Origin of the sequence: Rahnella selenatireducens, assembly GCF_046449555.1 — a bacterium.
Classification (GTDB): domain Bacteria; phylum Pseudomonadota; class Gammaproteobacteria; order Enterobacterales; family Enterobacteriaceae; genus Rahnella; species Rahnella selenatireducens.
On record NZ_JBKEZJ010000005.1, the window covers coordinates 342784 to 367868 of the forward strand.

At 56.2% G+C, this 25085-nt stretch carries 23 protein-coding genes; 11 read left to right on the plus strand and 12 right to left on the minus strand.

Annotated features, from left to right (window positions below; all coding sequences use genetic code 11):
• Nucleotides 1-288 precede the first annotated feature (288 nt).
• The 7 genes from ACLBVC_RS11325 to ACLBVC_RS11355 form a co-directional block, all read right to left on the minus strand.
• A complete protein-coding gene (locus ACLBVC_RS11325; RefSeq protein ID WP_410149666.1) occupies nt 289-1044 on the minus strand; it encodes an SDR family NAD(P)-dependent oxidoreductase in 756 nt (251 codons plus the stop codon).
• Complete coding sequence (locus ACLBVC_RS11330) at nt 1037-2365, minus strand: hypothetical protein (protein ID WP_410149667.1); 1329 nt, start codon at nt 2363-2365, stop codon at nt 1037-1039. Before ACLBVC_RS11330 ends, ACLBVC_RS11325 begins: the two co-directional genes overlap by 8 nt.
• Before the next feature lie 2 nt (nt 2366-2367).
• Complete coding sequence (gene hisD, locus ACLBVC_RS11335; RefSeq protein ID WP_410149668.1) at nt 2368-3708, minus strand: histidinol dehydrogenase; 1341 nt, start codon at nt 3706-3708, stop codon at nt 2368-2370.
• Between the two features lie 16 nt (nt 3709-3724).
• The gene (locus ACLBVC_RS11340; protein ID WP_410149669.1) at nt 3725-4495 is read right to left on the minus strand and encodes an ABC transporter ATP-binding protein; all 771 of its coding nucleotides are present in this window, start codon (nt 4493-4495) and stop codon (nt 3725-3727) included.
• Nucleotides 4495-5304: an ABC transporter permease gene (locus ACLBVC_RS11345; RefSeq protein WP_410149670.1), complete on the minus strand. Its 810-nt coding sequence runs from the start codon at nt 5302-5304 to the stop codon at nt 4495-4497. The genes ACLBVC_RS11340 and ACLBVC_RS11345 overlap by 1 nt, the downstream gene beginning before the upstream one ends.
• Complete coding sequence (locus tag ACLBVC_RS11350; protein WP_410149671.1) at nt 5301-6311, minus strand: ABC transporter substrate-binding protein; 1011 nt, start codon at nt 6309-6311, stop codon at nt 5301-5303. Before ACLBVC_RS11350 ends, ACLBVC_RS11345 begins: the two co-directional genes overlap by 4 nt.
• Nucleotides 6312-6589: 278 nt before the next feature.
• Complete coding sequence (locus ACLBVC_RS11355) at nt 6590-7570, minus strand: LysR family transcriptional regulator (RefSeq protein ID WP_410149672.1); 981 nt, start codon at nt 7568-7570, stop codon at nt 6590-6592.
• Nucleotides 7571-7756: 186 nt separating this feature from the next.
• On the opposite strand from ACLBVC_RS11355, the gene argH reads away from it, so the two are divergent.
• The 9 genes from argH to ACLBVC_RS11400 all read left to right on the plus strand — a co-directional run bounded on the left by argH (nt 7757) and on the right by ACLBVC_RS11400 (nt 17733).
• Nucleotides 7757-9184 (plus strand): argininosuccinate lyase, encoded by a 1428-nt coding sequence (argH, locus tag ACLBVC_RS11360; protein WP_410149673.1) that lies wholly within the window; start codon nt 7757-7759, stop codon nt 9182-9184.
• A gap of 37 nt (nt 9185-9221) precedes the next feature.
• A complete protein-coding gene (locus ACLBVC_RS11365) occupies nt 9222-10094 on the plus strand; it encodes an amino acid ABC transporter permease (protein WP_195815162.1) in 873 nt (290 codons plus the stop codon).
• 11 nt (nt 10095-10105) lie between these two features.
• Complete coding sequence (locus ACLBVC_RS11370) at nt 10106-10870, plus strand: amino acid ABC transporter ATP-binding protein (RefSeq protein WP_101079700.1); 765 nt, start codon at nt 10106-10108, stop codon at nt 10868-10870.
• A 38-nt stretch (nt 10871-10908) separates the two neighbouring features.
• Nucleotides 10909-11730 carry an ABC transporter substrate-binding protein gene (locus ACLBVC_RS11375; RefSeq protein WP_410149674.1) on the plus strand — a complete coding sequence of 274 codons (822 nt, stop codon included), beginning with the start codon at nt 10909-10911 and terminating at the stop codon, nt 11728-11730.
• Between the two features lie 21 nt (nt 11731-11751).
• Nucleotides 11752-12609, plus strand: coding sequence for a polysaccharide deacetylase family protein (locus tag ACLBVC_RS11380; protein ID WP_410149675.1), 858 nt, complete (start codon nt 11752-11754; stop codon nt 12607-12609).
• Nucleotides 12602-13504: a polysaccharide deacetylase family protein gene (locus ACLBVC_RS11385; protein WP_410149676.1), complete on the plus strand. Its 903-nt coding sequence runs from the start codon at nt 12602-12604 to the stop codon at nt 13502-13504. Before ACLBVC_RS11380 ends, ACLBVC_RS11385 begins: the two co-directional genes overlap by 8 nt.
• Nucleotides 13497-14852, plus strand: a complete 1356-nt coding sequence (locus ACLBVC_RS11390; RefSeq protein WP_410149677.1) for an MmgE/PrpD family protein — start codon at nt 13497-13499, stop codon at nt 14850-14852. Before ACLBVC_RS11385 ends, ACLBVC_RS11390 begins: the two co-directional genes overlap by 8 nt.
• 775 nt (nt 14853-15627) lie before the next feature.
• Nucleotides 15628-16671 (plus strand): oxidoreductase, encoded by a 1044-nt coding sequence (locus ACLBVC_RS11395; RefSeq protein WP_410149678.1) that lies wholly within the window; start codon nt 15628-15630, stop codon nt 16669-16671.
• Between the two features lie 51 nt (nt 16672-16722).
• The gene (locus tag ACLBVC_RS11400) at nt 16723-17733 is read left to right on the plus strand and encodes a bile acid:sodium symporter family protein (RefSeq protein WP_104922070.1); all 1011 of its coding nucleotides are present in this window, start codon (nt 16723-16725) and stop codon (nt 17731-17733) included.
• 76 nt (nt 17734-17809) lie between these two features.
• On the opposite strand, the gene add is transcribed toward ACLBVC_RS11400, so the two are convergent.
• The 3 genes from add to malX form a co-directional block, all read right to left on the minus strand.
• Nucleotides 17810-18808 (minus strand): adenosine deaminase, encoded by a 999-nt coding sequence (gene add / locus ACLBVC_RS11405; RefSeq protein WP_152326205.1) that lies wholly within the window; start codon nt 18806-18808, stop codon nt 17810-17812.
• Nucleotides 18809-19012: 204 nt separating this feature from the next.
• Nucleotides 19013-20197, minus strand: a complete 1185-nt coding sequence (locus ACLBVC_RS11410) for a MalY/PatB family protein (protein ID WP_410149679.1) — start codon at nt 20195-20197, stop codon at nt 19013-19015.
• 61 nt (nt 20198-20258) lie between these two features.
• Entirely contained in the window at nt 20259-21872 is a 1614-nt protein-coding gene (malX, locus tag ACLBVC_RS11415) for a maltose/glucose-specific PTS transporter subunit IIBC (protein WP_410149680.1), read from the minus strand.
• A gap of 256 nt (nt 21873-22128) precedes the next feature.
• On the opposite strand from malX, the gene malI reads away from it, so the two are divergent.
• On the plus strand, nt 22129-23160 hold the full coding sequence (gene malI, locus ACLBVC_RS11420) for a Mal regulon transcriptional regulator MalI (RefSeq protein WP_410149681.1): 1032 nt from the start codon (nt 22129-22131) through the stop codon (nt 23158-23160).
• Between the two features lie 689 nt (nt 23161-23849).
• Here malI and ACLBVC_RS11425 read toward each other — a convergent pair.
• Both ACLBVC_RS11425 and ACLBVC_RS11430 read right to left on the minus strand, forming a co-directional pair.
• A complete protein-coding gene (locus ACLBVC_RS11425) occupies nt 23850-24146 on the minus strand; it encodes a DUF1161 domain-containing protein (RefSeq protein WP_410149682.1) in 297 nt (98 codons plus the stop codon).
• Nucleotides 24147-24264: 118 nt separating this feature from the next.
• Complete coding sequence (locus ACLBVC_RS11430; RefSeq protein ID WP_410149683.1) at nt 24265-24621, minus strand: DUF1283 family protein; 357 nt, start codon at nt 24619-24621, stop codon at nt 24265-24267.
• A gap of 134 nt (nt 24622-24755) precedes the next feature.
• On the opposite strand from ACLBVC_RS11430, the gene ACLBVC_RS11435 reads away from it, so the two are divergent.
• Nucleotides 24756-25082 carry a YnfA family protein gene (locus ACLBVC_RS11435; protein ID WP_410149684.1) on the plus strand — a complete coding sequence of 109 codons (327 nt, stop codon included), beginning with the start codon at nt 24756-24758 and terminating at the stop codon, nt 25080-25082.
• Nucleotides 25083-25085: the final 3 nt, after the last annotated feature.

A 25085-nucleotide genomic window follows, 5' to 3' on the forward strand; every position in this document is an offset into this window, starting at 1 on the left:
GGCCGCTTTCAGAAAGCTTGCCGAACGAAGCGTTTCGAGACCTGTGGCTCGAAACCGAGAAAGGGAACCGCGCAGCGGCAAGTTTTCGCGGCAATAATGGTGGCCACTGAAACGTAGCCAGCCAGCGGCAGCGCGCAGTGAAAGAGCCGGAGATTCTTAAGAGGCGCGGCGATAGGCGCCTCTTAAGGCCAGTTTGGGTGGCAACCCAAGGTTTTGACCTTAAAGCTCCCAAGGTCTTGACCTCCGCGATCACTGCAAGTGAAAAACCGCCAGATGCCCGGTCTGACATCAGATCCCCGCTAAATACCCCCCATCCACATATAACACCTGCCCGGTGATATACCGCGCTGCCTCGCTGGTTAAAAACACTGCCGCGCCGGTCAGGTCGTCGAGTTCTCCGAAACGCCCGAGCGGTATTTTCCCCTGCATTTGCTGGCACCAGTCGTCGTTTTCGTAAAACTCAGCCGTCAGGTCAGTTTTGAAATATCCAGGACCGATGCCGTTAACGCGAATATTTTTCGCGGCCCATTCCGTTGCCAGCGTGCGGGTAAGACCGGCCAGTGCGGATTTCGATGCGCCATACGCTGCGGCACCCGGAACGCCGACCTGGCTGGTGAGTGAGCAGAGGTTGAGAATGCTGCCGCCGCCATTTTCTGCCATCAGCCGTGCGGCGGCCTGTGCGCAGAAAAACGCGCCTTTGAGGTTGGTGTTGAGAATGCTGTCCCAAAGCGCTTCGTCAACGTCCATCGACGGACAAAGGTGTTCGGTTCCGGCATTGTTGACCAGCACGTCAGGCGGCGCTGGCAGCGAAGCCATTGCGGCGGCGAAGGTGGCGGGTTGCGTGACGTCGAGCACCAGCGGAAAAGCCTCCGCGCCAAGTTGACGGATTTCCCCGCAGACCGCGTTTATCGTGACGTTGTCACGCCCGCTGACAATCACGCTGGCACCGGCTTTTGCCATGCCGAGCGCCAGCGCTTTACCGATGCCGCGTGAGCTGCCGGTGATCAGCACCTGTTTGCCTTGCAGTGAGAACTGATCAGTCATTAGCTTTCTCCGCCGGGCTGATACCGGCCAGCCATTGGCTGAATTCGTCGAGATCTTCCAACGGCTGGCTGCCCAGCATGACGGACATCGCCAGACCGAGGGCGGAGCTGGTGGGGGTATGGCCGCTGAAACCGCCTGAGCGGAGATCCAGAACCAGCGTCGGGCAGCAGAACATGGCGAGGCGGAAAATCCGCTGCCAGTGCGGCGGCAACCAGCCACGGCGGGCGAGCTGACCGAGCAATGGCTGCCAGTATTCCTCGCCTTTGTCGCGCAGGAAGGCGGCGCGCAGCGGCGTCAGCTGCCAGTTGTGATCCACAAACAGCGTATCGCCGCGTCGCATGACAGTGACTTTGTACAGTTCGCCGCAGCGCGCGGGTTCATACAGCCACAGCGGATGCGCAAAAATATTGTGGAAGGTGGCTTTGATTTCCGCCAGCAGCGCCGGAATGTTGCGCCCGGCGAACGCGGGGTCGAAACTCACCAGTTGCGGAATTTCTTCCGACGTGTCGTACCAGACGTTGGCGTTGTGAGCATCGCCGTGTGCGGTGACGACGCCGTGATCGGCCAGTGCGGCGGGCGCGAGGCGCGTTCCCGCTTCGGCGAATAACTGCCGCAGGCTGTGTTCATACGCGACGCCGTTGATGACCCAGCGCAGGTTGCTCAGTGTTTGCCATTCCAGCTGTTCGTCTTCGAGCTGGAAGGTTTTGCCGACGTAAAAACGCGCGACGCGGCCACCGAAACCGGCGGAGATCTCAGGGTTGTCCGGGGAAACCAGCCGGTGATGGAACAGCTGGTGAATGGGCTCGGCAGAAACGGCGTCCACCGACCCGGCGTTCAGCGTCGGTAGCGTATAGGCAAGGATATCGCGGTCAGAACGGCGCTGGGCTTCTTCGATTTCGGCTTCCTGATCCCACGCTTGCTGCTGTTCGATATCCCGGCAGACATCCGCCATGCGCCGGTCGTGGCGCAGGGTGTACATCAGAATCTGCCGCCCCGGTTCACCGCAGGCATACACCGGCACATCGACCCGAAAGCCGCTTTCACGAAGCAATTCAGCGTTGTAATACTCTTCGATGGTTTTATCTTCGCCTTCTTCATTGTGATATTTGAAGAACAGGGCGCGGCCATCGTCGAGCGTCACCGTACCGTTGAGGGAATTCAGGCTGTACTGGTCGCGGTTGATGGTAAGCTGACCGGCCTTTACGCCGGTGACTTCGCCGATCAACTGGCGCAGCGCATCCGCCGCTTTTTGCCATTCTCCCGCATGGACTAACTGACGCGCCTGCGCGGCCAGCGGTTCACTGCCCGTCAAATTGCTCATCGTTATTGGCCTTTTTTGTTGAGGATCTCAGTGCGTAATGCCGATACCGCCAGCGCGTGACCGGGGAAGCCCTCGTACAGTGCGAATGCGTGGGCTTTTTCAGCCAGCGGCGCGTAGCCTTCGCGGGTCACGTAACCGACAGAAATGCGTTTCATGTAATCGAAAACGGACAGCGGGCCGACGGTCTTCGCCGCGCCGTTAGTGGGCAGAACAGCGTTCGGGCCGAGCACAAAATTCCCCAATGTGATCGGCGTGTAGTTGCCGAGCAGGATTTCTCCGGCGTTGCGGATTTTGCCCATCACGGCCATCGGTTCTTCGGCAAGGATTTCCAGATGTTCCGGCGCGTACTGGTTGACAAAATCAACGGCAGTGTCGAAATCGGGCGTCAGCACCACGCCGCCGTGCGTACCGCATAACACGGCCTGCGAGAAACCGGCGCGCTTTTCGCCGATTTGCGCCCAGTAGCCGGGCAAGGCGGCAATGGCTTCTTCGGCAACGCGGCGGCTGTTTGTCACCAGATAAGCCGAGGAGTCCGGCCCGTGTTCGGATTCTATAATGAGATCTAAGGCCGCCAGCGCGCCGTCCACGCTGTCATCGGCCAGAATTAAGCTTTCGCTGGGCCCGGCGGGAATGCCCGGATCGATAAGGTTTGATAACTGGCGTTTCGCCGCCACGACCCACGGGCTGCCCGGCCCGACGATTTTCAGGCATTTCGGCACGGTTTGGGTGCCGAATGCCACGGCCGCCACGCCCTGTGCGCCGCCGCATTTATAGACTTCGGTGATGCCCACCAGCCTTGCGGCGACCAGCGTGGCGTCGTCTACTTTGCCGTCCGGCCCCGGCGGGGTGATGACAATGGCGCGTTTGACGCCTGCCACCACCGCCGGGATCGTGGTCATCAGAAAGACGCTGGGGAACGAGCCTTTGCCACGCGGCACGTAGCAGGCGACGGAGTCGATTGGCACATGGCGGTCACCGGCAAATGCGCCGGGGCGGATTTCTTTCATCCACATGTCTTCGGGTTTCTGCGCTTCGTGGAATGCGCGGATGTTTTCCACCGAGAAACGGATGGATTCGATAACCTGCGGATCAAGGCGTTCAAACGCCGTGGCGAACTCGGAATCTTCCGCCATGATGCTCATTTCCGGCGCGGTGACCGCGTCGAAATCGCGGGCAAAGCGTTGCAGGGCGGCGTCGCCTTCCGTGCGCACGGCGTCGATAATTGGTGCCACGCGCTCGATGAAAAAGGATAAATCTGCTTCGGTGCGCTGGAATAATGCCGGTGGCAGGTCGGTCGAATCGCTCAGGTCATGAAAAGTCACAGCTTGAAAAGGTGCAGACATGGTAAATCTCCGGTGATCAGGCCAGCGCGGCGCGGGTGTGGCCGCTGCGGATAGTGTGGAGAACCTGACGTTGCAGGTCAGTGAATTCAGGGCTGGCGGTCAGTTCTTCGCGGCGCGGGCGCGGCAACGGCACATCAAACGTTGCCTGAACAGTGCCCGGTCCCATCACCACGATGCGGTCGGAAAGATAAACCGCTTCTTCAATATCGTGCGTGACGAACATCACCGTCAGCCGGTGTTGTTCCCAGATACCGGTCAGCAGTTCCTGCATCTGGTGGCGCGTCATGGCGTCGAGCGCGCCGAAAGGTTCATCCATCAGCAATATTTTCGGGCGATAGGACAGCGCGCGCGCAATCGCCACGCGTTGTTTCATCCCGCCGGAAAGCTCGGACGGCCAGGCGTCAGCAAACGCCGTCAGCTGAACCAGTTCGAGATGCTGATCGGCTTTTTCGCGGCATTCCGCCCGGCTGAACCCGGCGGCTTTCAGCGCAAACTCGATGTTCTGCCGCGCCGTCAGCCAGGGTAATAACGTATAGGACTGAAACACCACGCCACGGTCGATGCCCGCGCCGCGTATGGTTTGCCCGTCAACCTGGACGTCGCCGCTGTCGTAATCCTCAAGGCCTGCCGCGATGGACAGCAGGGTACTTTTGCCGCAGCCCGACGTGCCGACAACCGAGACAAATTCGTTGTCTGCCAGCGTCAGGCTGATATCGTGCAGAACTTCGCGCGTCTGTTTGCCGACCTGAAAACTTTTGTGCAAATGAGAAATAGTTAAAACCGACATCACGCACGCCTCTTGTTGTAGCGGAACAGTACGCGCTCGGCGGCACGCATAATCTGATCGCTCATTAACCCCAAAATCCCCAGCAGCAGGATGTAACCGATAATGGTGTCGGTCTGGAAGAAGCGCTGGGAAACGACGATGCGATAACCCAGCCCGGAAGTGGAGGCGACCAGTTCGGCCAGCACCAGCCACGTCCACGCCCAGCCGAGGCTGATACGCAGTGCGTCCCAGATGCCCGGCAGCGCGCCCGGTAAAACGATGCGGAAGAGAATTTTGCGATCCGGCATGCCGAGCGTGCGGCCTAAACCGACGAAATCGCCCGGTACGCGTTTCACGGCGTCGATCACCATTAACACCTGCTGGAAGAAGGTGCCGATCCAGATAATCAGGAATTTCTGCACGTCGTCCGTACCGGTCCATAAAATGGTCAGCGGCACGAACGCCACCACCGGCATGTAGCGAATGAAATCCACCAGCGGTTCGGTCAGGGCTTTGAAGAAACCGTAACAGCCTGCCAGCACGCCAATCACAATCGACATCACCGAGGAAATGGCGAACGCAATACTGATGCGGTACAGGCTGCTTTTAACGTCACTCCAGAGCGTGCCGTCCTGAGCCAGTGACACCATTTTCAGCCACACGTCGGTAAGTTTTGGCAGAAAAATCGGCGGAATGGCGCCGCTGCGGGTCGCCAGCCCCCACGACAGAAACAGGATAACGAACAGCGCTACGGCGATGCCGACGAACAATTTGCGCGACGGCAGGCGGCCAATCACCATCAAGTTGAGCGGTTTGCGGCGCGAACTCATGGCAGGCTGTTCACAAAGCTGGCGTCAATCACCTGCGCGGCGGTGACTGGTTTTGGAATCAGCCCGGCGGCGGTAGCGGCTTTCAGCACATGTGCAAACGTCTGGTCGGAGAACGAATGGCTGAGCACCTGTTTGTTTTCGGCCAGCGAATAATACTTCACGCCGTCAAACGCCGATTCCAGGTCCGCCGGTGTGGCCCCCACGGCTTTGGCGATCAGGGCGCGGTCTGCGGCGGTATTGGCCTGATAATGGGTCAATGCGGCGTCCCAGCTTTTAATCAGCGCGGCAATCTGGCCCGGTTTTTCTTTCAATACTGAGTCGCGAACCACCAGAACGTCGCCGATCAGACCCGGATCGGAAGAGCCGCTGTAGAGCATTTTCAGCGACGGATCCTGTTTTCTGGCGGCAGAAATGTAGGGCTCGTAAGTCACGGCGGCGGTGACGCGTTTGGCAATCAATGCGCTGCCTGCGGAATCCGCAGGCATCGGCACCGGCGTGATATCACTCCATTTCAGCCCGGCCGAGTTGACGGCACTGTGCAGCAGAATGTCGCTGGTGGTGCCTTCTTCGAACGCTACCTGTTTACCTTTCAGGTCTTTCAGCGTGGCGATATCTTTGCCGACCAGCAGGGCATCGGCGGTTTCGCTCTGATCCAGCAGCAGGACGACTTTCACCGGCAATCCGGCGGAAACCATCGCCATTGCTGTATGTGTGGCGATGTTAGCGCCATCAATCTGCCCGCTAGCTAACGCGGCGTTAATGTCTTTGTCTTCAGCGAAGTTAATGATGTCGACCTTTTCCAACCCCTGCTGTTTAAAAATGCCCTGACTTTGTGCGACGTGCCACTGCCCGTAGCCCAGCCAGGGTTCTATACCCATTTTGAAGGTTCCGGCTTCCGGTGCTGTCGTTGCCGCGCCAGCACTCAGGCTGAACGTCGTGAGCGCGCCAAGGCAACAGGCCAGCGCAACTTTGTTTTTTAAGGCGTTTAAGGTCTGAGTTGGTGACATGGTGATCCTCGCATGGTGTTGAAAGAGAGAAAAACGGCTAATAGAAATCCTAATGTGCAACCCTGTATAGACAAGTGAGTAAAGCAATTACTACGCCACAGTTGAAATCACGGAAGGAAATCAGGCAGGGCATTGATGTTATACATTTTTGAATAATTAATGAGAAGGAGGTAAACGAATTTATAATTAAAAGTGATAACCTGCACCACAATATGACTTTCATTGCTCTGCGCCGGTGCATAAGACGACGGAACCCGCAATATTCCCGCTTAATCGAATCAGCTGGCTTTTGCTTCAGGTCGGGGAGTGAGTGCCTGTTTGAGGGCATTAAAGAATAAATTTAGCACGGAATTAAATGGTGCGCCTTTTTTTACCACCAGGCTGAAGGGGGTGGCGATTTCAATATTATCTGGCATCAGCGCTTTGAGTTTATTTCCGCCCATGAATGCACTGGCATAATGTTCCGGTAAAAAACCGAGATAATTACCGGTCATCAGTAACATGGTGACCGCTTCGACCTGTACGGCGATGGCGTGCGGTGTTGTGACGTCGGAGAAGATATTTTTCTTGCTGTGATTGGCGTAAAAGTGATTCACCCTTTGCGAGGATTTGATTTGTGACTCTTTAATTTCCTGAGCCGGAACGGAGAAGAACGGGTGTTTATCGCCGCAATAAAGATAGGTCATTTCGTGATACAGAAAAAAGTAATCGAATTCCGGTTTTTCCTGATAGACCGGCATGATGCCGCAGGTAAAACGGCCATCAATCACGCCGCGTTCGATCTCGTCGAGTTGGGTGGCATGCAGGCGGATGTTCACCTTTGGCGCCTGACGATAAACTTCGCCTAAGCCACAAACGACGGGCGATTGCGGATCCGTGATGGTGTTGTCGATAATACCGATGTTCAGCTCGCCGAACAGTTCGTGGCGTGCATGATTGAGTTTATCGCGAAAGAGATTGATGGAAGAAAATAAATCCAGGCACGCCTGATAGGCGACTTTGCCGTGTTCGGTTAAATAAAATCCCTCACGTCCGCGCGTGCAAAGTTTCATCCCGAAGCGGATCTCCAGATCCGATATTTGTTTGCTGATTGCCGCCAGGCCAATATTCAGTTCATTACAGGCTGCGGTAAATCCACCAGCTTCTACCACGGTTTTAAAGACGCGCAAAAGTTTTAAATCTGCGACGCCAAGGCTGTGCTGATTAATATCACTTTTCGCGGGTGACGTGTTTCCTGATTTGGAAAGTGGACTTTCCATAATAAATATTTACCCCCGCTCTAAAAATCTACAACATCAAATTCACTCAGCCTCACTCGTTATTACGCTGTAAGCCAAGATTGTTCAGTGTCATTCGAAATTCTGTCTGCTGAAATTTATTTCAACGCCGCCAGACAATACGCTGGATTCAGGTTTGCAACATCTATGCCATAAAAGGAAACGATCATGTCCCAGCTGCCAGAACTTCTTTGGGGAGCCCGCTTCAAACACGGGCCAGCCGCGGCGTTAAGCGCCTTATCGCGCAGCCCGGAATATTATTTTTCACTCGCTGAATATGATCTGGAAGGGTGCCGCGCACACGCATATGAATTAAAGCGCGCCGGTTTACTTGATGAGAATGAAACCCGTCAGATGGTTGAAGCCATTGAGCAACTGGCCGCCGATTTTCGCGCCGGAACCGTGACGCCGGTTCAGGGCGATGAAGATGTGCATACGTTTATCGAACGCAGCCTGACCGAACGGCTGGGCGCACTTGGCGGCAAACTGCGCGCCGGACGTTCCCGTAACGACCAGACCGCTAACGATTTACGTCTGTACCTGCGCGATAACACCCGCAAAATTGTGGTGGCGCTGCTGGAATTACAAACCGCGCTGATCAAACAGGCGGAACAGCATATTCATACCCTCGCGCCCGGTTTTACGCATCTGCAACAGGCGCAGCCGATTGTGTTTGGTCATCAGCTGATGGCGCATGCGCAGTCGTTTTACCGCGACGTTGAACGCCTGCGTGACTGGGATAAACGCTGCGCACTTTCCCCGCTCGGGGCGGCGGCAATGGCCGGTTCTGCCATTGCAATGCACCCGGAATTATCCGCTAAAGATCTGGGCTACGACGGTGCCTGTGAGAACTCAATTGACGCTGTTGCCAGCCGTGACCACGTCGCTGAATTTCTGTTTGCCGGCAGTATGCTGAGCGTCAACTTATCGCGCATTTGCGAAGAAGTTTGCCTGTGGGCGTCGCGTCAGTTTCGCTGGGTCGAGCTTGACGACGGTTACGCCACCGGCAGTTCCATCATGCCGCAGAAGAAAAACCCCGATATTGCCGAGCTGACGCGGGGCAAAAGTGGCCGTCTGATTGGCAACGTGACGGCGATGCTGACCACCATGAAAGGGCTGCCACTTTCGTATAACCGCGACCTGATTGAAGACAAACGCAACGCGATGGACACCGTTGATCAGCTGCTGCTGGTGCTGCCTGCAATGGCCGGAATGATCGACACCATGAAGGTGAACGTTGAACGGCTGCGCGAACAGGCACCGGAAGGCTTCACGCTGGCGACCGAAGTCGCGGACTGGCTTTCCCGCCGCGGCGTGCCGTTTAAGGAAGCGCACGAAATCACCGGCCAGCTGGTGCAGGTTTGCGAGCAACACAATCTGGCGCTGCATGAACTCAGCGACGCACAGCTGCTGGCCGTGGATCCGCGTCTGAGCGGTGACGTGCGCGAATGCCTGACGTTAGAAGCCGCGGTGAATGCCCGCAGCGGCTGGGGCGGTACGTCTCCGGTGCGCGTGGCCGAGCAGATTGAGCGACTGAAAGTGCGTCTGGCCGGACAGTCGGCCTGGGCAACGGCGTACACCGGCCTGTCTTTGTAACATCTGCATAACTTCTACACCTCGCGGGGAGCAGCGAATGACTTTGTATCAGAAGACGTCTGAAAATGTGAAAACCGCTGATATCGATCTCAGCGAATACCACTATGTGCCGCAGCGTTATTACGGCCGGATTTTTGCCTCGGTTGTGATCCTGGTGCTGCTGGCCTTGCTGGTGAATGCCTTTGCGCACGGCAAAATCGAATGGCAGTACGTGGCGCAGTTTCTGACCGCCAAAGCGATTTTGTTCGGGCTGGGCAACACCATTGTGATGTCGGTGCTGGCGATGGCGCTGGGAATTGTGTTCGGGGTGATTATCGCGGTGATGCGCATGTCGCAAAACCCGGTGCTGCGCAGCGTGGCGATGGGCTATACGTGGATTTTTCGCGGTACGCCGCTGATTTTACAGCTGTTGCTGTGGTTTAACCTGGCACTGATTTTCCCGACCATTTCCATTCCCGGCCTGTTCAGTATTCAGACCGTGGACATCATGACGCCATTCACCGCCGCGCTGCTCGGCCTGAGCATTAATCAGGGCGCGTATACCTCGGAAGTGGTGCGCGCCGGGCTGATTTCGGTCGATCTCGGGCAGTACGAGGCGGCGAAGTCCATCGGCATGACGCGTTTGCATGCGCTGCGGCGGATCATTTTGCCGCAAGCCATGCGGGTGATTATTCCGCCTATCGGTAATGAATTTATCAGCATGGTGAAGACCACCAGTCTGGCGAGCATGATCCAATATTCCGAAGTGCTTTATAACGCGCAGACCATTTACTTCGCCAATGCGCGGGTGATGGAACTGCTGTTTGTCGCCGGTATCTGGTACCTGGTGGTGGTGACGGTGTTGTCGCTCGGGCAGAACCGTCTGGAACGTTATTTCGGCCGTGGCACCCGCCGCCGCACCAGCCACTGAGGAGCCCGATCATGAAAAGTATTATCAAAGCCGTGAACGTCAATAAGTACTTTGACCAGTTTCAGGCCCTGAAAAACATCAATCTTGAGGTTAAACACGGCGAAGTGATGTGCATCATCGGGCCATCCGGCTCGGGGAAAAGTACGTTTCTGCGCTGTATTAATCAGCTTGAACGCATCGACAGCGGCGGCGTCTGGGTGGATGACGAACTGGTCGGTTACCGCATGGACGGCAAGAAACTTTACCCGTTGAATGACCGGCAGATTGCCCGCCAGCGGCTGAAAACCGGCATGGTCTTTCAGCGTTTCAATCTGTTCCCGGACAAAACGGCGCTGGAAAACATTATCGAAGGGCCGTGTCAGGTTCTGCTGCGGCCGGTGAAAGAGGCCACGCAGGAGGCCATGGCGCTGCTCGAACGCGTCGGGCTGGCGCATAAGCGCGATGCGTATCCGCTGGAGCTTTCCGGTGGTCAGCAACAGCGCGTGGCAATTGCCCGTGCGCTGGCGATGAAACCCAAAGTGATGCTGTTTGATGAGCCGACGTCGGCGCTCGATCCGGAAATGGTCGGCGAAGTTCTGGCGGTGATGCGCGGCCTGGCCGCTGAAGGGATGACGATGATTGTGGTCACGCATGAATTAGGTTTCGCGCGGGAAGTCGCTAACCGCGTGGTCTTCATGGATGAGGGCGGAATTATAGAAAGTGGTAATCCGGAAGACATCTTGCTTAATCCACAAAACCCGCGGACGCAGAACTTTATCTCTGCCGTCCTCATTTGACCCGTTTGCCGTTAACTTTTGACTATGGGAATGCCTTCATGAAAAAAACACTGTTGTCCCTTATTACTGCGGCTGTCCTGTTGCAGGGCGCGGTTTCTGTCGCCAGCGCCGCTGAGCTGAAACAAAAAGACGAAATCAAAGTGGCGATGATGCCGAACTATCCGCCGCTCGAATTCAAAGATCCGACCACCGGCCAGCTGACCGGCATGGATTATGATCTGGGTATGGAACTCGGCAAGCGCCTGAACCGCAAAATCAGCTGGCAGGAAATCGGCTTCGAACAGATGGTGAACGCCGTCGCGACGCATCGCGTGGACATGATCCTTTCCGGTATGACTGACACCAAACCGCGCCAGGATATCGCCACGTTTGTCGATTACTACAACAGCGGCCCGCAGTTCTACACCACCGTCGCCCACAAAGAAATCAACACCATGTCAGATCTCTGCGGCAAGAAAGTCGGCACCAGCCGCCGTACCACTTTCCCCGCTGAAATCGCTGCATGGAGCGAAGCAAACTGCGTGCCTGCAGGCAAACCGGCCATCGTGGTGATTGGTGCGGAAGGCACGGCGGATGCGCGTACCCAGCTGCGTCAGGGGCGAATCGAAGGCGTGGTGCAGGGCAGCGAAACCCTGCCGTACATCATGAATCTGGAAAAAGACACCTATAAACCGCTGGGCAAAGCTTTTGCGTATCAGGTCACCGGCATGGGGATCAGCAAAGACGATCAGCCGCTGATTGATGCGGTGAAAGGCGCGCTGACCGACATGATTGCCGACGGAACCTATCTGAAAATCCTCACCAAATGGGGCCTGCAGGACGGTGCAATTCAGGAAGTCACCATCAACAAAGGCAAATAACCTCAGGTATCGGAACGACTCATGACGATTTCAGCACAACACACGGCCAGTCTTTGGCCGGAAGGAAAACGCGGCTGCATGGCGCTGGCGTTTGATCTCGACGGCCCGACCGGCGACGCGATGCTTAACGGCACAATCTGGCAGAAAGCGGATTACTTTACCTTCGGCGCTTACGGCCCTTACCGGGCGCTGGGGCGGATCCTCGATTTGCTCAGTGAACATCAGCTTCCGGCGACGTTTTTCATTCCCGCGTGGGTGGTGGAAAACTGGCCGAAACAATGTCAGGCGATTGTCGAGCGCGGCCATGAAGTGGCGTATCACGGTTATCGTCATGAGTCTTTTTACGCCATCAGCGCCGAAAACCAGCGCTGGGTGATGGAGAAGTCCCGCGAGATTTTCTGGCAGGTTTTAGGGATACGCGCCGAAGGTTTCCGCACGCCCTCCGGTGACTGGCACAAGGAAACACCGGCGATGCTGCTCGACGCGGGCGTGACGTATTCCAGTAGCATGCGCGGCGATGACCGGCCTTATCTGATCTCTGTGCCCGGCCATGATCGGCCGCTGGTAGAAATCCCCGGCCGCTGGGAAATGGACGATTACGCGTCTCTGGCCTACACCCGCGAACCGAATTTCCCGTCGGGGCTGGATCGCACCGCCAGTTACGCGCTGACGCTCGACAACTGGTGCCGTGAATACGACGGCGCGATGAATGAAGGGCTGAGCCTGACCACGTTGTTCCATCCGAAAATCAGCGGAAAACCGGGGCGCATCATGCTACTTGATCAATTTTTCAGCCACCTGAAAGCACGTGACGACGTGTGGTTTGCGCGCTGCCGCGACGTGGCTCACTGGTGGATGCAGGAGCATGCCAATGACTAATCAAAACTGGCCGCAGGGCTATCGCTGCGCGGTGATTATCACGGTGGATTTCAACGATATTCACGGCATTCTCAGCCAGGTTCCCGCCGTGGCAGGGCGTGAAAAAACGCTGTCGGTCTGGCGATACGGTACGCTGCGCGGCATCGACCGTTTGCTGGCGCTGCTGGATGAAAAAAACCTGCGCAGCGCCTGGTGTGTGCCGGGCATTGTGGCGGACGAAAACCCGGAGAAGATCCGCGAAATCGACCGCGCCGGTCACGAGCTGGCGACGTGTGGCTATGAATTTGCGCATTTCGACGGGCTGACGCTGGCGCAGCAAACTGACAGCCTGCAACGGGGCAAAGCGGCGCTAAAAGCCCTGACCGGCAAGGTGCCGCGCGGTTTTCGTCTGCCCGCAGGAAACTGGGCACCGGGTTTTGCGGATGTGCTGACGGATGAAGGTTTCAGCTGGACCTCCGGCTGGCGCGGCGATGATTTGCCGTATTTCCAGCCGATGCAGAATGGCTTGCCGTCGCGGCTGGTGGAACTGCCGCTGCATTATGAGATGGAAGACGAGCCGTATTTCGCCTTTAACCTCAGCCCGGCGGTGCCCCCCGCGCAGTCACGCATTGCGTCCTACAGCCAGACACTGGGCAACATGAAGTTGGATTTCGACGGTTTCTACCGTTTTGGCCTGTGCTATGTACTGCGGCTGCATCCGGAAGTGATCGGCACTGCCGGACGCATTGGCGTGCTGGCTGAACTGCTGGACTACATCACGTCAAAACCGGATGTCTGGGTCGCCAGCGCCAGCGAGGTGGCCGACTGGTGGTCACAGAATCAGCCGCAAAACGAGGCTTCCCATCCGGCGCAGATCTGGATGCAACACACCGCGCCGGGAGTCAGCCATGAATAAGCTTTCGCAGCAGCAAATTCTGAGCGAATTCGTGGTGAATACCCATTTCGACGATTTGCCGCCACGGCTGGTGGAACGCACCAAACGGCATATTCTCGATACGATTGGCGCGGGACTGGTGGGTGCCACCAGCGACGTGGCAAAAGACGTGGCCGCGATGATCCTCGGCGAAGGCGCACTGCCGCTTTCACCGGTCTGGGGCTACCGCGAACTGACGTCAGCGCGCAACGCTGCGCTGCTCAACGGCGTGGCGGCGCACGCGCTGGAACTCGATGACACCGGCGGCTGCGATCATTCCGGCGCGGTGGTCATTCCCGCATTGCTGGCGGTGTTGCCGCTGTGCCCGCAACCGATCAGCGGCAAAGCGTTTATCACGGCAGTCGTTATTGGTTACGACGTGGCGCGCCGCGTGCTGGAAGCCTGCGGCGGCTATTCTCCGCATAACCGTGCGGGCTGGCATTCCACGTCAACCTGCGGCGTATTTGGCGCAGCGGCGGCCGCGGGGAAAGTTCTCGGCCTGAGTGCTGGGCAGATCAGCTCAGCACTGGGCATTTCCGGCAGTTTCAGCGGCGGCCTGTGGGCGTTTATCCATGACGGTTCGCAGAGCAAAAAGCTGCACGCAGGCCGCGCCGCAGAAGGCGGAGTACTCGCCGCGCTCAGCGCCCGGCAGGGCATCAGCGGGCCTGCGCAGTTATTCGAAGACAAGTGGGGCGGATTCCTCTCAACGCTGGCACCGCAAAGCGCAATGCCCGAAATGCTGACGGCAAATCTGGGTGAAATCTGGAAGCTGGAGCGTTGTTCCATCAAGCCTTACGCCTCGTGCCGTGGTACGCATTCCGCCATCGACGCGACCGGCATTTTGCTTGAGGAAATGCACGCGACCGCCGGTGATATCGAAAAAATCGTCGTCCGTTTGTGCCCGTTCCTCAACGGCATGTGCGGAGATAATGAAATCGCCACGCTGGCGGCGGCGCAGATGAGCCTGCGTTACGCCATCGCGGCGCGGGTCGTTTTCGGCCACGCCGGGCTGGACGCTTACGGCGCAGCACAACGGCAGGCCCCGGACTTGCTGGCGATGATCGCCCGGATCGTGCTGACGGAAGATGCCACGATGAGTTCCGACGGCGAGCCGGATGTCACGATTTTCATCCGAACCGGCGAATCAAAAACCTTGCGTGTGGATGTTGCACTGGGCGCGCCGGGAAATCCGGTGTCGGATGAGCAGCTTAAGGAGAAGTTTATGTCGCTGGCGACCCGGGTGATTTCAGTGGCGGGTGCCGGGAGGATGTGGAGCTGCGGAATGGAGATGGAGTATTTGCCTGATGTGCAGGGGGTGTTTGGGCGGTGAGGGGGGAGTTGAAATTGGAAAATTTCGAGTTCAACTTTAAGACCTTGGGCTCGCCGCCCAAACTGGCCCAAAGGGCGCGTTAACGCGCGCGCCCTCTGGACACCCGCGCTTTTTAACTGCGCGCTGTCGCTTGTAAAGTATGTTTCAGATGCCGCAGCTATTGCCGCAAACGCCACCGCTGCGCGGTTCTTTCGCCTCGGGTTCGAACCTGCTCGAAAAAAGACTCTCGTCGTTTCTCACTCCTCACTCAACGTCGTTTTGAAAACGGCAGGAAACTGTCTAATTCACAACCTCACTGCTGCTGATCAAAAATGCAGCCTGATTTTATCTTTTTAGAAAGCCTCCAGCCGCTTTCAGAAAGCTTGCCGAGCGAAGAGTTTCGAGACCTGTGGCTCGAAACCGAGTAAGGGAACCGCGCAGCGGCGAGATTTCGCGGCAATAATGGTGGTACCTGAAACAGTGCCAGCGAGCGGAGCGCGTGTTGTAAAAAGACGTGGAGATTCCAAGGAGGCCCCGTCCTGGGCCTCTTTGGTCGGTTTCGGCACTGTCAGTAGAGTGTTCACAGTTATTGAGAAACCGAAACTTTCTCGATTCGCTATCAGCGCGTCACTGCCAGTGAAATCCCGAAATTTTCATTGGCCAGAATCGGTGAGTAACGCCCGGCAGCCGCACGAGGCTGCAAAACCAAATTTTTACTTGTCCCGCTCTGTAAGCTGGTGTCAAATCAGGTGATTAGCGTCCTAACGGGCAAGACCGTTAAACAGAGGAAAATCCCATGTCCCAGACTCTCCGCGTTGGCCTGATCGGCTATGGCTTCGCCAGTAAAACTTTCCATTCCCCTTTGATTGACGGCACGCCGGGCCTTGAGCTGTCGGTGGTATCGAGCAGTGACGCCGCAAAAGTACATGCCGACTGGCCAAATGTCGCGGTTGTTGATTCCCCGGAGAAGCTTCTTGCCGATCCGTCTATCGATCTGGTGGTGATTCCTACGCCAAACACCACGCACTTTCCGCTGGCAAAACTGGCGCTGGAAGCCGGTAAACACGTTGTTGTCGATAAACCGTTTACTGTGACGCTCGAAGAAGCCCGCGAGCTGGACGCGCTGGCGCGTGAAAAAGGCAAAGTGCTTTCTGTGTTCCACAACCGTCGCTGGGATTCTGATTTCCAGACCGTGAAGGCGCTGATCGAAGAGGGATCGCTGGGCGAAATCGTGTATTTCGAATCGCATTATGATCGCTACAAACCGCAGGTGCTTCAGCGCTGGCGTGAAAGCGATGCGCAGGGCAGCGGCATCTGGTATGACTTAGGTTCACATCTGCTGGATCAGGCGCTGCAATTGTTTGGTACGCCGGATTCGTTACAGGCTGACCTGGCGGTGCTGCGTCCGGGCGGAAAAGCGGTGGATTATTTCAATGCCGTGCTGACGTATCCGCGCCGCCGTGTGGTGTTGCACAGCACCGTGTACGCCGTGGCCGAAACGGCCCGTTTTATCGTGCAGGGCGAAACCGGCAGTTACGTGAAATATGGGTTGGATCCGCAGGAAGATCGTCTGAAGGCGGGCGAACGTTTGCCGCAGGCGGACTGGGGATACGACAAACGTGACGGCGTGATCACGCTCAGCCACGACGGCGTGCTGGCAGAGAAATCACTGCAGACCCTTCCGGGGAACTATCCGGCGTATTACGCGGGCGTACGCGATGCGATTAACGGCAACGGCAAAAATCCGGTTCCGGCATCAGACGCTATCCGCGTAATGGAAATGATTGAGCTGGGCATGCAATCTTCAGAACAACAGGCGACGCTGAAAGTAAAAAAATAAGCCGCCGTTAAACCGATTCACTTTTACTCGTTCAACTGGCAAGGAAGGTTCATGTCCTGGTTAAAAATCGATAAATTTTTGCTGATTCTCATTTGTGTGGTTGTCGTGGCGTCGTTCTTCCCTTGTGAAGGGATCTATAAAACGATTTTCCAACATCTGACCACCGCTGCCATCGCGCTGCTATTTTTCATGCACGGCGCGAAGCTCTCGCGTGAGGCGATTATGGCGGGGATCGGCCACTGGCGTTTGCATGTTGTGGTTTTCCTCAGCACGTTTGCGCTGTTTCCGCTGCTGGGGCTGGGCATGAAATGGCTGGTGCCGGTCGGTATTCTGACACCGACGCTGTATTATGGTTTTCTGTATCTGTGTGCGCTACCAGCTACCGTGCAGTCGGCGATTGCCTATACGTCGGTGGCGGGCGGGAATATCCCGGCGGCGATTTGCAGCGCATCGGCGTCCAGTATTCTCGGCGTGTTTTTATCGCCGGTGCTGGTCGGTTTGCTGATGCATACGCAGGGCGGTACCAGCGATACGCTGCACGCGATTGGCTCGATTGTTTTACAACTGATGGTGCCGTTTATCATCGGGCATTTGTGCCGTCCGCTGATTGGCGGCTGGGTGCAGCGTCATAAGAAGATCGTGAATATTACGGACCGTTCGTCGATTCTTCTGGTGGTGTACGTGGCGTTCAGCGCAGCGGTGGTGGAAGGCATCTGGCATCAGATTGACGGTTGGTCACTGCTGGCGGTGCTAGGTTGTTCGATTGTGCTGCTGACCATTGTGCTGATCATCAATACGTTTGTGGCGCGGCTGTTTGGTTTCAATACCAAAGACGAAATCACCATTGTTTTCTGTGGCTCGAAGAAGAGTCTGGCGAACGGTATTCCGATGGCGAACGTGCTGTTCCCGGCGGCGGCGGTGGGCGCGATGGTGTTGCCGCTGATGATTTTCCATCAGATCCAGCTGATGGTGTGCGCTGTTCTGGCGTCGCGTTACGCGAAACGTGTTGCGCGTGAAGAGGCGGCTAAACTGGCCGTGAAAGAGGAAATCAAATCTGCTTAACGGATTGATATAAATGAGAAGGGCGGGAATGCATCCCGCCCTTTTTTATGCTCAGAATTCGGGTGCTCAGAAAAGGTTACGCAGACACTTTGTCGCGAATCGCCTGTTTTTCTGCGCCGGTCAGGAAGGCCATCGTCAGGCCATTTTCCTGCGCTTTGCGGATTTCATTCTGAGTCAGACCGGCGGCTGGCGCGGCAACGTTGTATTCGTTAGCAATCTCGATGCCCTGAACGGCCGGATCGTCGGTATTGATTGACGCCAGAACGCCGTGGCGCAGGAAAGTTGCCAGCGGATGTTGTTCAAACGAGGACACGGTGCTGGTCTGAATATTCGACGTCAGGCAGGATTCAATCCCAATCTGGTGCTTCGCCAGGAAATCCATCAGCGCCGGGTCTTGCGCGGCTTTCACGCCGTGGCCGATACGCTCTGCGCCCAGCTCACGAATCGCCTGCCAGATGCTTTCCGGACCTGCGGCTTCACCGGCGTGAACGGTAATACGCCAGCCTGCGTCGCGCGCACGGTTAAAATGGCTGAGGAACAGGCTGCCCGGGAAACCGAGTTCATCACCGGCCAGATCCAGCGCGGTAATGCCGTCGCGGTGCGCCAGCAAACCTTCCAGCTCTTGCAGACAGGCATCTTCACCAAAAGTACGGCTCAGAATGCCAATCAGACGCACATCGATATCGTGATTTTTCTGGCCTTCACGGATGCCTTCGATCACGGCTTCCACCACGCCTGCGACCGGCAGTTTGTGGTTCATCGCCATGTAATACGGAGAGAAACGCAGTTCGGTGTAGTGCAGACCGGCTTTGGCCGCATCTTCAACGTTTTCTTTAGCAATACGGCGGCAGGCGTCGAGATCGCCCAGCACTTTGACGCCCCAGTCCAGTTTTTGTAAAAAGCTCACCAGATCGGGTTCCGCGTGCATCACCTGCACATGCGGGCGCAGGGCTTCAAGTTCATTGGCAGGCAACGTCAGGTTAAACTGGCGGCCTAAATCGAGAATCGTTTGAGCGCGGATGTTGCCATCAAGGTGGCGGTGAATGTCGGTCAGGGGAAGGCGTGTGTCGATCATGGTGTGCACTCGTTCTTATTGAAATGTGCGGGGCATTATAACTGTATTTCGTTGCGCAACAATAAGGGTTTTATTTTTGCTCCCTCCCCTGCGAAGGGAGGGTTGGGGTGGGGTATTAATGAAAAATCAGACAGTTGAAGAGTATTTTGATCTGATTTTCCTGCTAAACCCCCTCCCTGCCTCCCCCTTCGCAGGGGGAGGCGTTTACAGCAGGGTATTAATCGCTCGAATTAACGCCTGAACACCCGCTTCTACTTTTGAACGCGGACAACCGACATTCAGACGCAGGAAACCTTCGCCTTCCGTGCCATAAGTGTAGCCCGGCATGATCGCGACTTTCTGATGTTCGATCAGCTCTTTTTGCAGCAGTTTGTCGTCGATCTTTAGCGCACGCAAATCAATCCAGGCCAGATACGTTGACTGCGGCGGTTGCCAGTTCAGTTGCGGGAACGCGGCGTTCAGCTGTTCCGCCACATAATGCAGATTTCCCTGTAAGTAATCGCGCAATGCGTCCAGCCACGGTTCGCCCGCATGATACGCCGCGACGTGTGCATGCACCGCCAGTACCGCCGGAGAGGACAAACCGTCGCAGGCTTTCAGTTGATGCAGATACGCATCACGCGGCATTTTATGGCTGATAAAGCCGTACGCGCCGGTCAGTGCAGGGATATTGAAGCTTTTCGAGCCGGATGTCAGCAGCGCCCATTCACCGCGAGCCACCTCATTCCACGGCGTATGTGGGTTCCCGTCCCAGACCATATCCATGTGGATTTCATCGCTGATCACCCGCACGCTGTGGCGCTCGCAAAGTGCTGCAATCAGCGTCAGTTCTTCGTGCGTCCAGACCTTGCCGGTCGGATTGTGCGGGCTGCAAAGTAACAGCAGCGAACAATCCGGTTGCGCCAGCAGGCTTTCCAGATTTTCGGCATCCAGCGACCAGTCGTTGCCGTGTTTAATCAGCGGGCAGGCCAGCAGGTTGCGCTGATTGCCATCAACCACTTTAAAGAACGCGTCATAGGCCGGGGTAAACGTCACCACGCCGTCACCCGGCTGGCTCCACTGGCGTATAAGCTGTGCCACCATGTAAATTACCGACGGGCCATACACCACCCAGTCGAGGTCAATCTGGCTGTTAAATCGCTGCTGATACCAGTGTTCAACGGCACCGAGAAAATCCTCATGGTGCCAGCGACTGTAGCCAAGCACGCCGTGTTGCAGGCGTTTTTGCAGCGCGTCCAGAATGCACGGCGCGGTGGCGAAATCCATGTCTGAAATGGTAAACGGCAGTAAATCGTCACGACCAAAACGGTCGGCGACGTAATCCCACTGAGTACACCAGGTTTTGTGACGATCAACGACGGTGGAGAAATCAAAAGAAGCTAAGGACATTTTTTCACTCCCTGAAGAAAGCAGAAAAGGGCGACACGGCGTCGCCCTGTGGATTCAGTGTTTACACCATCGCCGGTTCGGGCGCTGGCTGATTGGCTGCCTCACGGATGAGGTAATCCAGCTCATCTTTTACCGACTGCACCTGAGGGCCGATAACCACTTGCAGGTTATGTTCGTTAAGATGAACCACACCAATCGCACGGTTGGCTTTCAGCGTCGCATCGTCAACCAGTGACATATCTGCCACGGAAAGACGCAGACGGGTGATGCAGTTATCGAGTGATACGATATTACCGGCACCGCCCAGGGCGCTTAAGATCACCGGCACGTTGTAACCGGATTTGCTGGAAGACGGCACGGCCGCGGCGGCTGGCGTATTTTCAGATTCACGACCCGGCGTTTTGATATTAAAGCGCGTGATGGAGAAGCGGAAGATTGCGTAGTAAGCCGCGAACCAGATTGCAGCCACCACCGGCACCAGATACCACTTGGTGGCTGTGCCGTGCAGGATACCGAAGACCACGAAATCGATGATGTTACCGTCTGTATTCCCGATGGTGACGCCCAGTACCGACATAATGGTGAAGCCCAGACCGGTCAGAATTGCGTGGATCACATACAGAACCGGCGCAACGAACAGGAACAGGAATTCGATCGGTTCAGTGGTTCCGCCGACAACACAAGCGACCACACCGGAAATCAGCAGACCTTTAATTTTATGACGGTTTTCAGGTTTCGCGCAGTGGTACATCGCCAGCGCAGCACCCGGTAAACCCCCGAGGAATGCAGGCATTTTGCCCTGAGACAGGAACTGCGTCGCGCTTTCAGAGAAACCGTGGGTGGTCGGGCAGGAAAGTTGCGCCTGGAAGATGGTCAGGGCACCGCTGACTTCGCGGCCACACACATCCATCGTGCCACCGGCTTCGGTGAAGCGGATCAGCGCAACCAGAATGTGGTGCAGACCGAACGGTAATAGCAGACGTTCGCCGGAACCGAAAATCATCGGCCCGAACACGCCTGCGCCCTGAATCAGACGGCCCAGACCGTTAATCCCGGCGGCGAAGAATGGCCAGATTAACGGGATCAGCAGACCGACTATACCGAGCACGACGGTGGTGACGATCGGCACAAAACGCGTACCGCCGAAGAACGCCAGCGCATCCGGCAGGCGGATGGTGTTGTAACGCTCGTGCAGCATGTACACGATGATACCCACGATCACCGCGCCCAGAATACCGGTGTCGATAGACTGAATACCGAGGATCATCTGGATGTTGTTGGCTTTCAGCACCAGCGGATCAACCGTTGGCAGCGTGCCGTTGGCGGTCAGGTAGAAGTTGATGGCCAGATTCAGTACGGCAAAACCGACAAAACCCGAGAAGGCGGCAACGCCTTTGTTCTCACGCGCCATGCCCAGCGGGATAGCGATGGCGAACATGACCGGCAGGAAGCTGAATGCAAATGAGCCGACTTTGCTCATCCACACGAAAATCAGCTGAAGAACAGGATTGCCCAGTGCAGGCAGTAATGTAACGACATCGTGGCTGCTTAATGAGCTGCCGATGCCCAGCATGATGCCGCAAAATGACAACAACGCGACGGGCAACATGAAGGTTTTACCTAAGCTTTGGAAGAATTCCCAAAGGGTGACTTTTTGTTTTTTATTTGCAGGCATGACTGCTCCCTGAGTGGTTTGGTGTTAGCTGTGTGGTAATGGCGGCTAAGATAAAACGTTTTACCTAAACAATACGTGTTTGAACTCACAATATTGGAAGGTTGCCTCATTATCAGGGTTAAATGGAGGTTTAACGTTTTACTCAATCTGGCGAGTCGGGTATAACTGTTTGACCGCACTACTGATTTAAACGCTTAAGTCCGACGAACGGGTCATAATCCCGTTTCATGGAATCTGGAATGAACGACATAGCCTGATGAATCATAAAAAAATTACGATTATCGATGTTGCGCAGCACGCCGGTGTTTCTGTCACCACGGTTTCGCTGGTGCTCAGCGGCAAAGGGCGCATTTCCCTGAGTACCGCCGAGCGGGTAAACCGTGCGGTGGATGAACTGGGTTTCGTGCGTAACCGGCAGGCCAGCACGCTGCGCGGCGGTGAGTCCGGCGTGGTCGGGCTGATTGTGCGTGACATCTGCGAGCCGTTTTATGCGGAAATGACCGCCGGTCTCAGCGAGATGTTTGAAGCGCAGGGCAAAGTATTATTTCTGCTGCAAAGTGGTCCGTCAGGCAAAGGTCTGATGCGCTGTTTCGACACTTTGCTGACCCACGGCGTTGATGGCATTGTCATCGCCGGTGGCACCAGTTCTATTTCCGGCCTGAAAGAAAAGGCAGATGAGCAGGGCGTTCCGCTGATTTGCGCCGCGCGTTCCGGCGGTATTGAAGGTGTCGACGTTGTCCGCCCGGACAATATGCTCGCCGCCAAAATGGCCACCGAGTATCTTATCCGCCACGGCCACAAACAAATCGCTTACCTCGGCGGCCTCAGTAATTCGTTAACCCGCGCCGAACGTCTCGGCGGTTTTTGCTCAACACTTATACAGTACGGTCTGCCGTTTCGCAGTGAGTGGATTATCGAATGTAATTACCAGCAGAAATGCGCCGCTGACGCCGCCGAAACGCTGCTGACCCATTACCCGAAAATCAGCGCCATCGTTTGCCATAAATCGTCCGTCGCGCTCGGCGCTTATTTCGGCGTTTTGCGCACCGGCGCGGAAGTCGGCGGCGGAGCTGTCGACAGTTTCTTCCAGCAAAAAGTGGCGCTTATCGGCATGGAAGATGCACCGGAATCTGAACTCACCGAACCGCCGCTGACGTCAATCGCGAACTCCGCGCGGGAGATTGGTCATGCGACGGCGAGACGGTTATTGCTGAGGATCGGGGGACAGAATCTCGAAGCACAGAATATTATTGTGCCACCGGGGTTAGTGGAGAGGGAGTCGGCCTGAGAGCACCTTTGAGAAAGGTGACAAATTCAAATTCAAATTCAAGTTCAAGTTCAAAGTCTTGGGCGTCGGCCCACACCGACCAAAGACCCGGTAACGCGCGGGTCTCTGGACTCTGCGCTTTTTTAACTGCGCGCGGCCGCTCGCTGCTATGTTCCAGACACAATAGTGATTGCCGCGAAAACTTGCCGCTGCGCGGTTCCCTTCGTTCGGGTTACAAACCTCGCAAAAAAAACGCTCGTTTTTCCACCACTCCTACGGCGTGATTTTTGAAAGCGGCTGGAGGCTATGTAATTCGGAAGATTGATGCTGGCTGATTTTGAATTGCTCCTTCCCCTCTCATGAGGGGAAGGCTGGGATGGGGTGTTGGTTTTAGCGACTCAGTTGCCTGCTAAACCCCCTCCCTGCCTCCCCCTTCGCAGGGGGAGGAGCAAACCAACCCACGGTTATATTGGGAAAAAGCCGCTGGTCGCTTTCAAAACGACGTCGAGTGAGTGGTGAGAAACGGGGAGAGTCTTTTTTCTCGCTGGTTCGAATCCGAAATGAGAGGACCGCGCAGCGGCGGCGTTTGCGGCGATAGGCGCCCCTTGAAGCCGGTTTGGGTGGCAACCCAAGGTCTTGACCTGGGTTGCGCATTCACTGCAAGTGAAATTTTCTCGATGAAATATCACCGAGTGTGATGCCGGTCTGCATCACTGAGAATCCTGGCTTGTCCCCGTCTTAGGACTCGCTGCTGTCGCATCATCCGCGCCAGCGGTCTTCGTGTAGATAATCTTCTGCGTATCATTCCCGCAATGACCTACTACCTGTCCACCGGCCTGATCAGCCTGATCGTTCGGGACTATGTCGAGCTTAAAGCCGGATTCCGGCAAACCATTGGCGACGATTTTCTGGGCGATATCCGCTTTCACGCTTTCACAGGTGGCAGCCTGAACCGCCAGCGGCGCTAACATCATGACCGCAAGGGCGGCTAAGAGTGTCTTTTTCATCATTCATTCCTTTTATGAGAAACAGTGTATTAATGAGTTTAGCAGATAGAGACAGCGGCAACGTTCGCCGCTGTCGGGCAGGAAAAGGGCGGAAAGATTTTATTACGGTATAACGGTATTACGGCGCCATCAGCTGACGGCCAGTACGGCGGTCGAGGCAGCGCTCGGTATTAGATTCCCAGTACGCATTGACGTTCTGGCTGGCGTTGCATTTATCACGCAGATCCACAGAATTATCGTACTTGGAATAATCTTTCTCAGCGCGCTGGTTTTTCAAAGCCCGCAGACGCTGTGTTTCGTTCCACTGCTCTTTACTCTGGCGCGCCTCTTCGTTGGACATGGCGTCATTGCCGCTGCCGCCAAAGACACAGGTTCCGCCCGCACAGTTGGTGGCTGCCAGCGCAGGTGCCTGCCAGCTTGCTGTCATAACCAGCAGCGCAACAGGCAGTAAACGGCGTAAAAACGTTGTATTCATTAGCTAATCCTTTTAATTTACACATCGCTCAGGCGAATACTTTCAATTATAACATCACCCTGAGTCACGTCACCCAAAGCCTGCTAACGGGTTGAATTCATGTTTAACTTACAACTGTAAACCTGGCGATTCACATGCTCAAAACGACTTTACTGTTCTTTGCGACCGCGCTGGCGGAAATCATCGGTTGTTTTCTGCCGTATCTCTGGCTGCGCAAAGGCGGCAGCTGGCTGCTGCTTTTCCCGGCTGCGCTGAGCCTGGCAGCGTTTGTCTGGTTGCTGACGCTGCATCCGGCAGCCAGCGGCAGGGTGTATGCGGCTTACGGCGGGGTGTATGTGATGACGGCGATGTTGTGGCTGCGGTTTGTCGATGGCGTGAAACTCAGCACCACCGACTGGCTCGGCGCTTGTGTGGCGCTGGCCGGGATGCTGATTATCATATCTGGCTGGAAAACGGCGTAACGA

What these genes read in the sequence shown, in the direction of transcription:
- ACLBVC_RS11410 (WP_410149679.1), bottom strand. Translation starts at nt 20,197, where the DNA reads ATGTCCTTAGCTTCTTTTGATTTCTCCACCGTCGTTGATCGTCACAAA.
- malX (WP_410149680.1), bottom strand. Translation starts at nt 21,872, where the DNA reads ATGCCTGCAAATAAAAAACAAAAAGTCACCCTTTGGGAATTCTTCCAA.
- ACLBVC_RS11345 (WP_410149670.1), bottom strand. Translation starts at nt 5,304, where the DNA reads ATGAGTTCGCGCCGCAAACCGCTCAACTTGATGGTGATTGGCCGCCTG.
- hisD (WP_410149668.1), bottom strand. Translation starts at nt 3,708, where the DNA reads ATGTCTGCACCTTTTCAAGCTGTGACTTTTCATGACCTGAGCGATTCG.
- ACLBVC_RS11340 (WP_410149669.1), bottom strand. Translation starts at nt 4,495, where the DNA reads ATGTCGGTTTTAACTATTTCTCATTTGCACAAAAGTTTTCAGGTCGGC.
- ACLBVC_RS11395 (WP_410149678.1), top strand. Translation starts at nt 15,628, where the DNA reads ATGTCCCAGACTCTCCGCGTTGGCCTGATCGGCTATGGCTTCGCCAGT.
- ACLBVC_RS11435 (WP_410149684.1), top strand. Translation starts at nt 24,756, where the DNA reads ATGCTCAAAACGACTTTACTGTTCTTTGCGACCGCGCTGGCGGAAATC.
- ACLBVC_RS11350 (WP_410149671.1), bottom strand. Translation starts at nt 6,311, where the DNA reads ATGTCACCAACTCAGACCTTAAACGCCTTAAAAAACAAAGTTGCGCTG.
- ACLBVC_RS11330 (WP_410149667.1), bottom strand. Translation starts at nt 2,365, where the DNA reads ATGAGCAATTTGACGGGCAGTGAACCGCTGGCCGCGCAGGCGCGTCAG.
- ACLBVC_RS11390 (WP_410149677.1), top strand. Translation starts at nt 13,497, where the DNA reads ATGAATAAGCTTTCGCAGCAGCAAATTCTGAGCGAATTCGTGGTGAAT.
- ACLBVC_RS11430 (WP_410149683.1), bottom strand. Translation starts at nt 24,621, where the DNA reads ATGAATACAACGTTTTTACGCCGTTTACTGCCTGTTGCGCTGCTGGTT.
- ACLBVC_RS11365 (WP_195815162.1), top strand. Translation starts at nt 9,222, where the DNA reads ATGACTTTGTATCAGAAGACGTCTGAAAATGTGAAAACCGCTGATATC.
- ACLBVC_RS11380 (WP_410149675.1), top strand. Translation starts at nt 11,752, where the DNA reads ATGACGATTTCAGCACAACACACGGCCAGTCTTTGGCCGGAAGGAAAA.
- ACLBVC_RS11375 (WP_410149674.1), top strand. Translation starts at nt 10,909, where the DNA reads ATGAAAAAAACACTGTTGTCCCTTATTACTGCGGCTGTCCTGTTGCAG.
- add (WP_152326205.1), bottom strand. Translation starts at nt 18,808, where the DNA reads ATGATCGACACACGCCTTCCCCTGACCGACATTCACCGCCACCTTGAT.
- ACLBVC_RS11355 (WP_410149672.1), bottom strand. Translation starts at nt 7,570, where the DNA reads ATGGAAAGTCCACTTTCCAAATCAGGAAACACGTCACCCGCGAAAAGT.
- ACLBVC_RS11370 (WP_101079700.1), top strand. Translation starts at nt 10,106, where the DNA reads ATGAAAAGTATTATCAAAGCCGTGAACGTCAATAAGTACTTTGACCAG.
- ACLBVC_RS11385 (WP_410149676.1), top strand. Translation starts at nt 12,602, where the DNA reads ATGACTAATCAAAACTGGCCGCAGGGCTATCGCTGCGCGGTGATTATC.
- ACLBVC_RS11400 (WP_104922070.1), top strand. Translation starts at nt 16,723, where the DNA reads ATGTCCTGGTTAAAAATCGATAAATTTTTGCTGATTCTCATTTGTGTG.
- argH (WP_410149673.1), top strand. Translation starts at nt 7,757, where the DNA reads ATGTCCCAGCTGCCAGAACTTCTTTGGGGAGCCCGCTTCAAACACGGG.
- ACLBVC_RS11325 (WP_410149666.1), bottom strand. Translation starts at nt 1,044, where the DNA reads ATGACTGATCAGTTCTCACTGCAAGGCAAACAGGTGCTGATCACCGGC.
- malI (WP_410149681.1), top strand. Translation starts at nt 22,129, where the DNA reads ATGAATCATAAAAAAATTACGATTATCGATGTTGCGCAGCACGCCGGT.
- ACLBVC_RS11425 (WP_410149682.1), bottom strand. Translation starts at nt 24,146, where the DNA reads ATGAAAAAGACACTCTTAGCCGCCCTTGCGGTCATGATGTTAGCGCCG.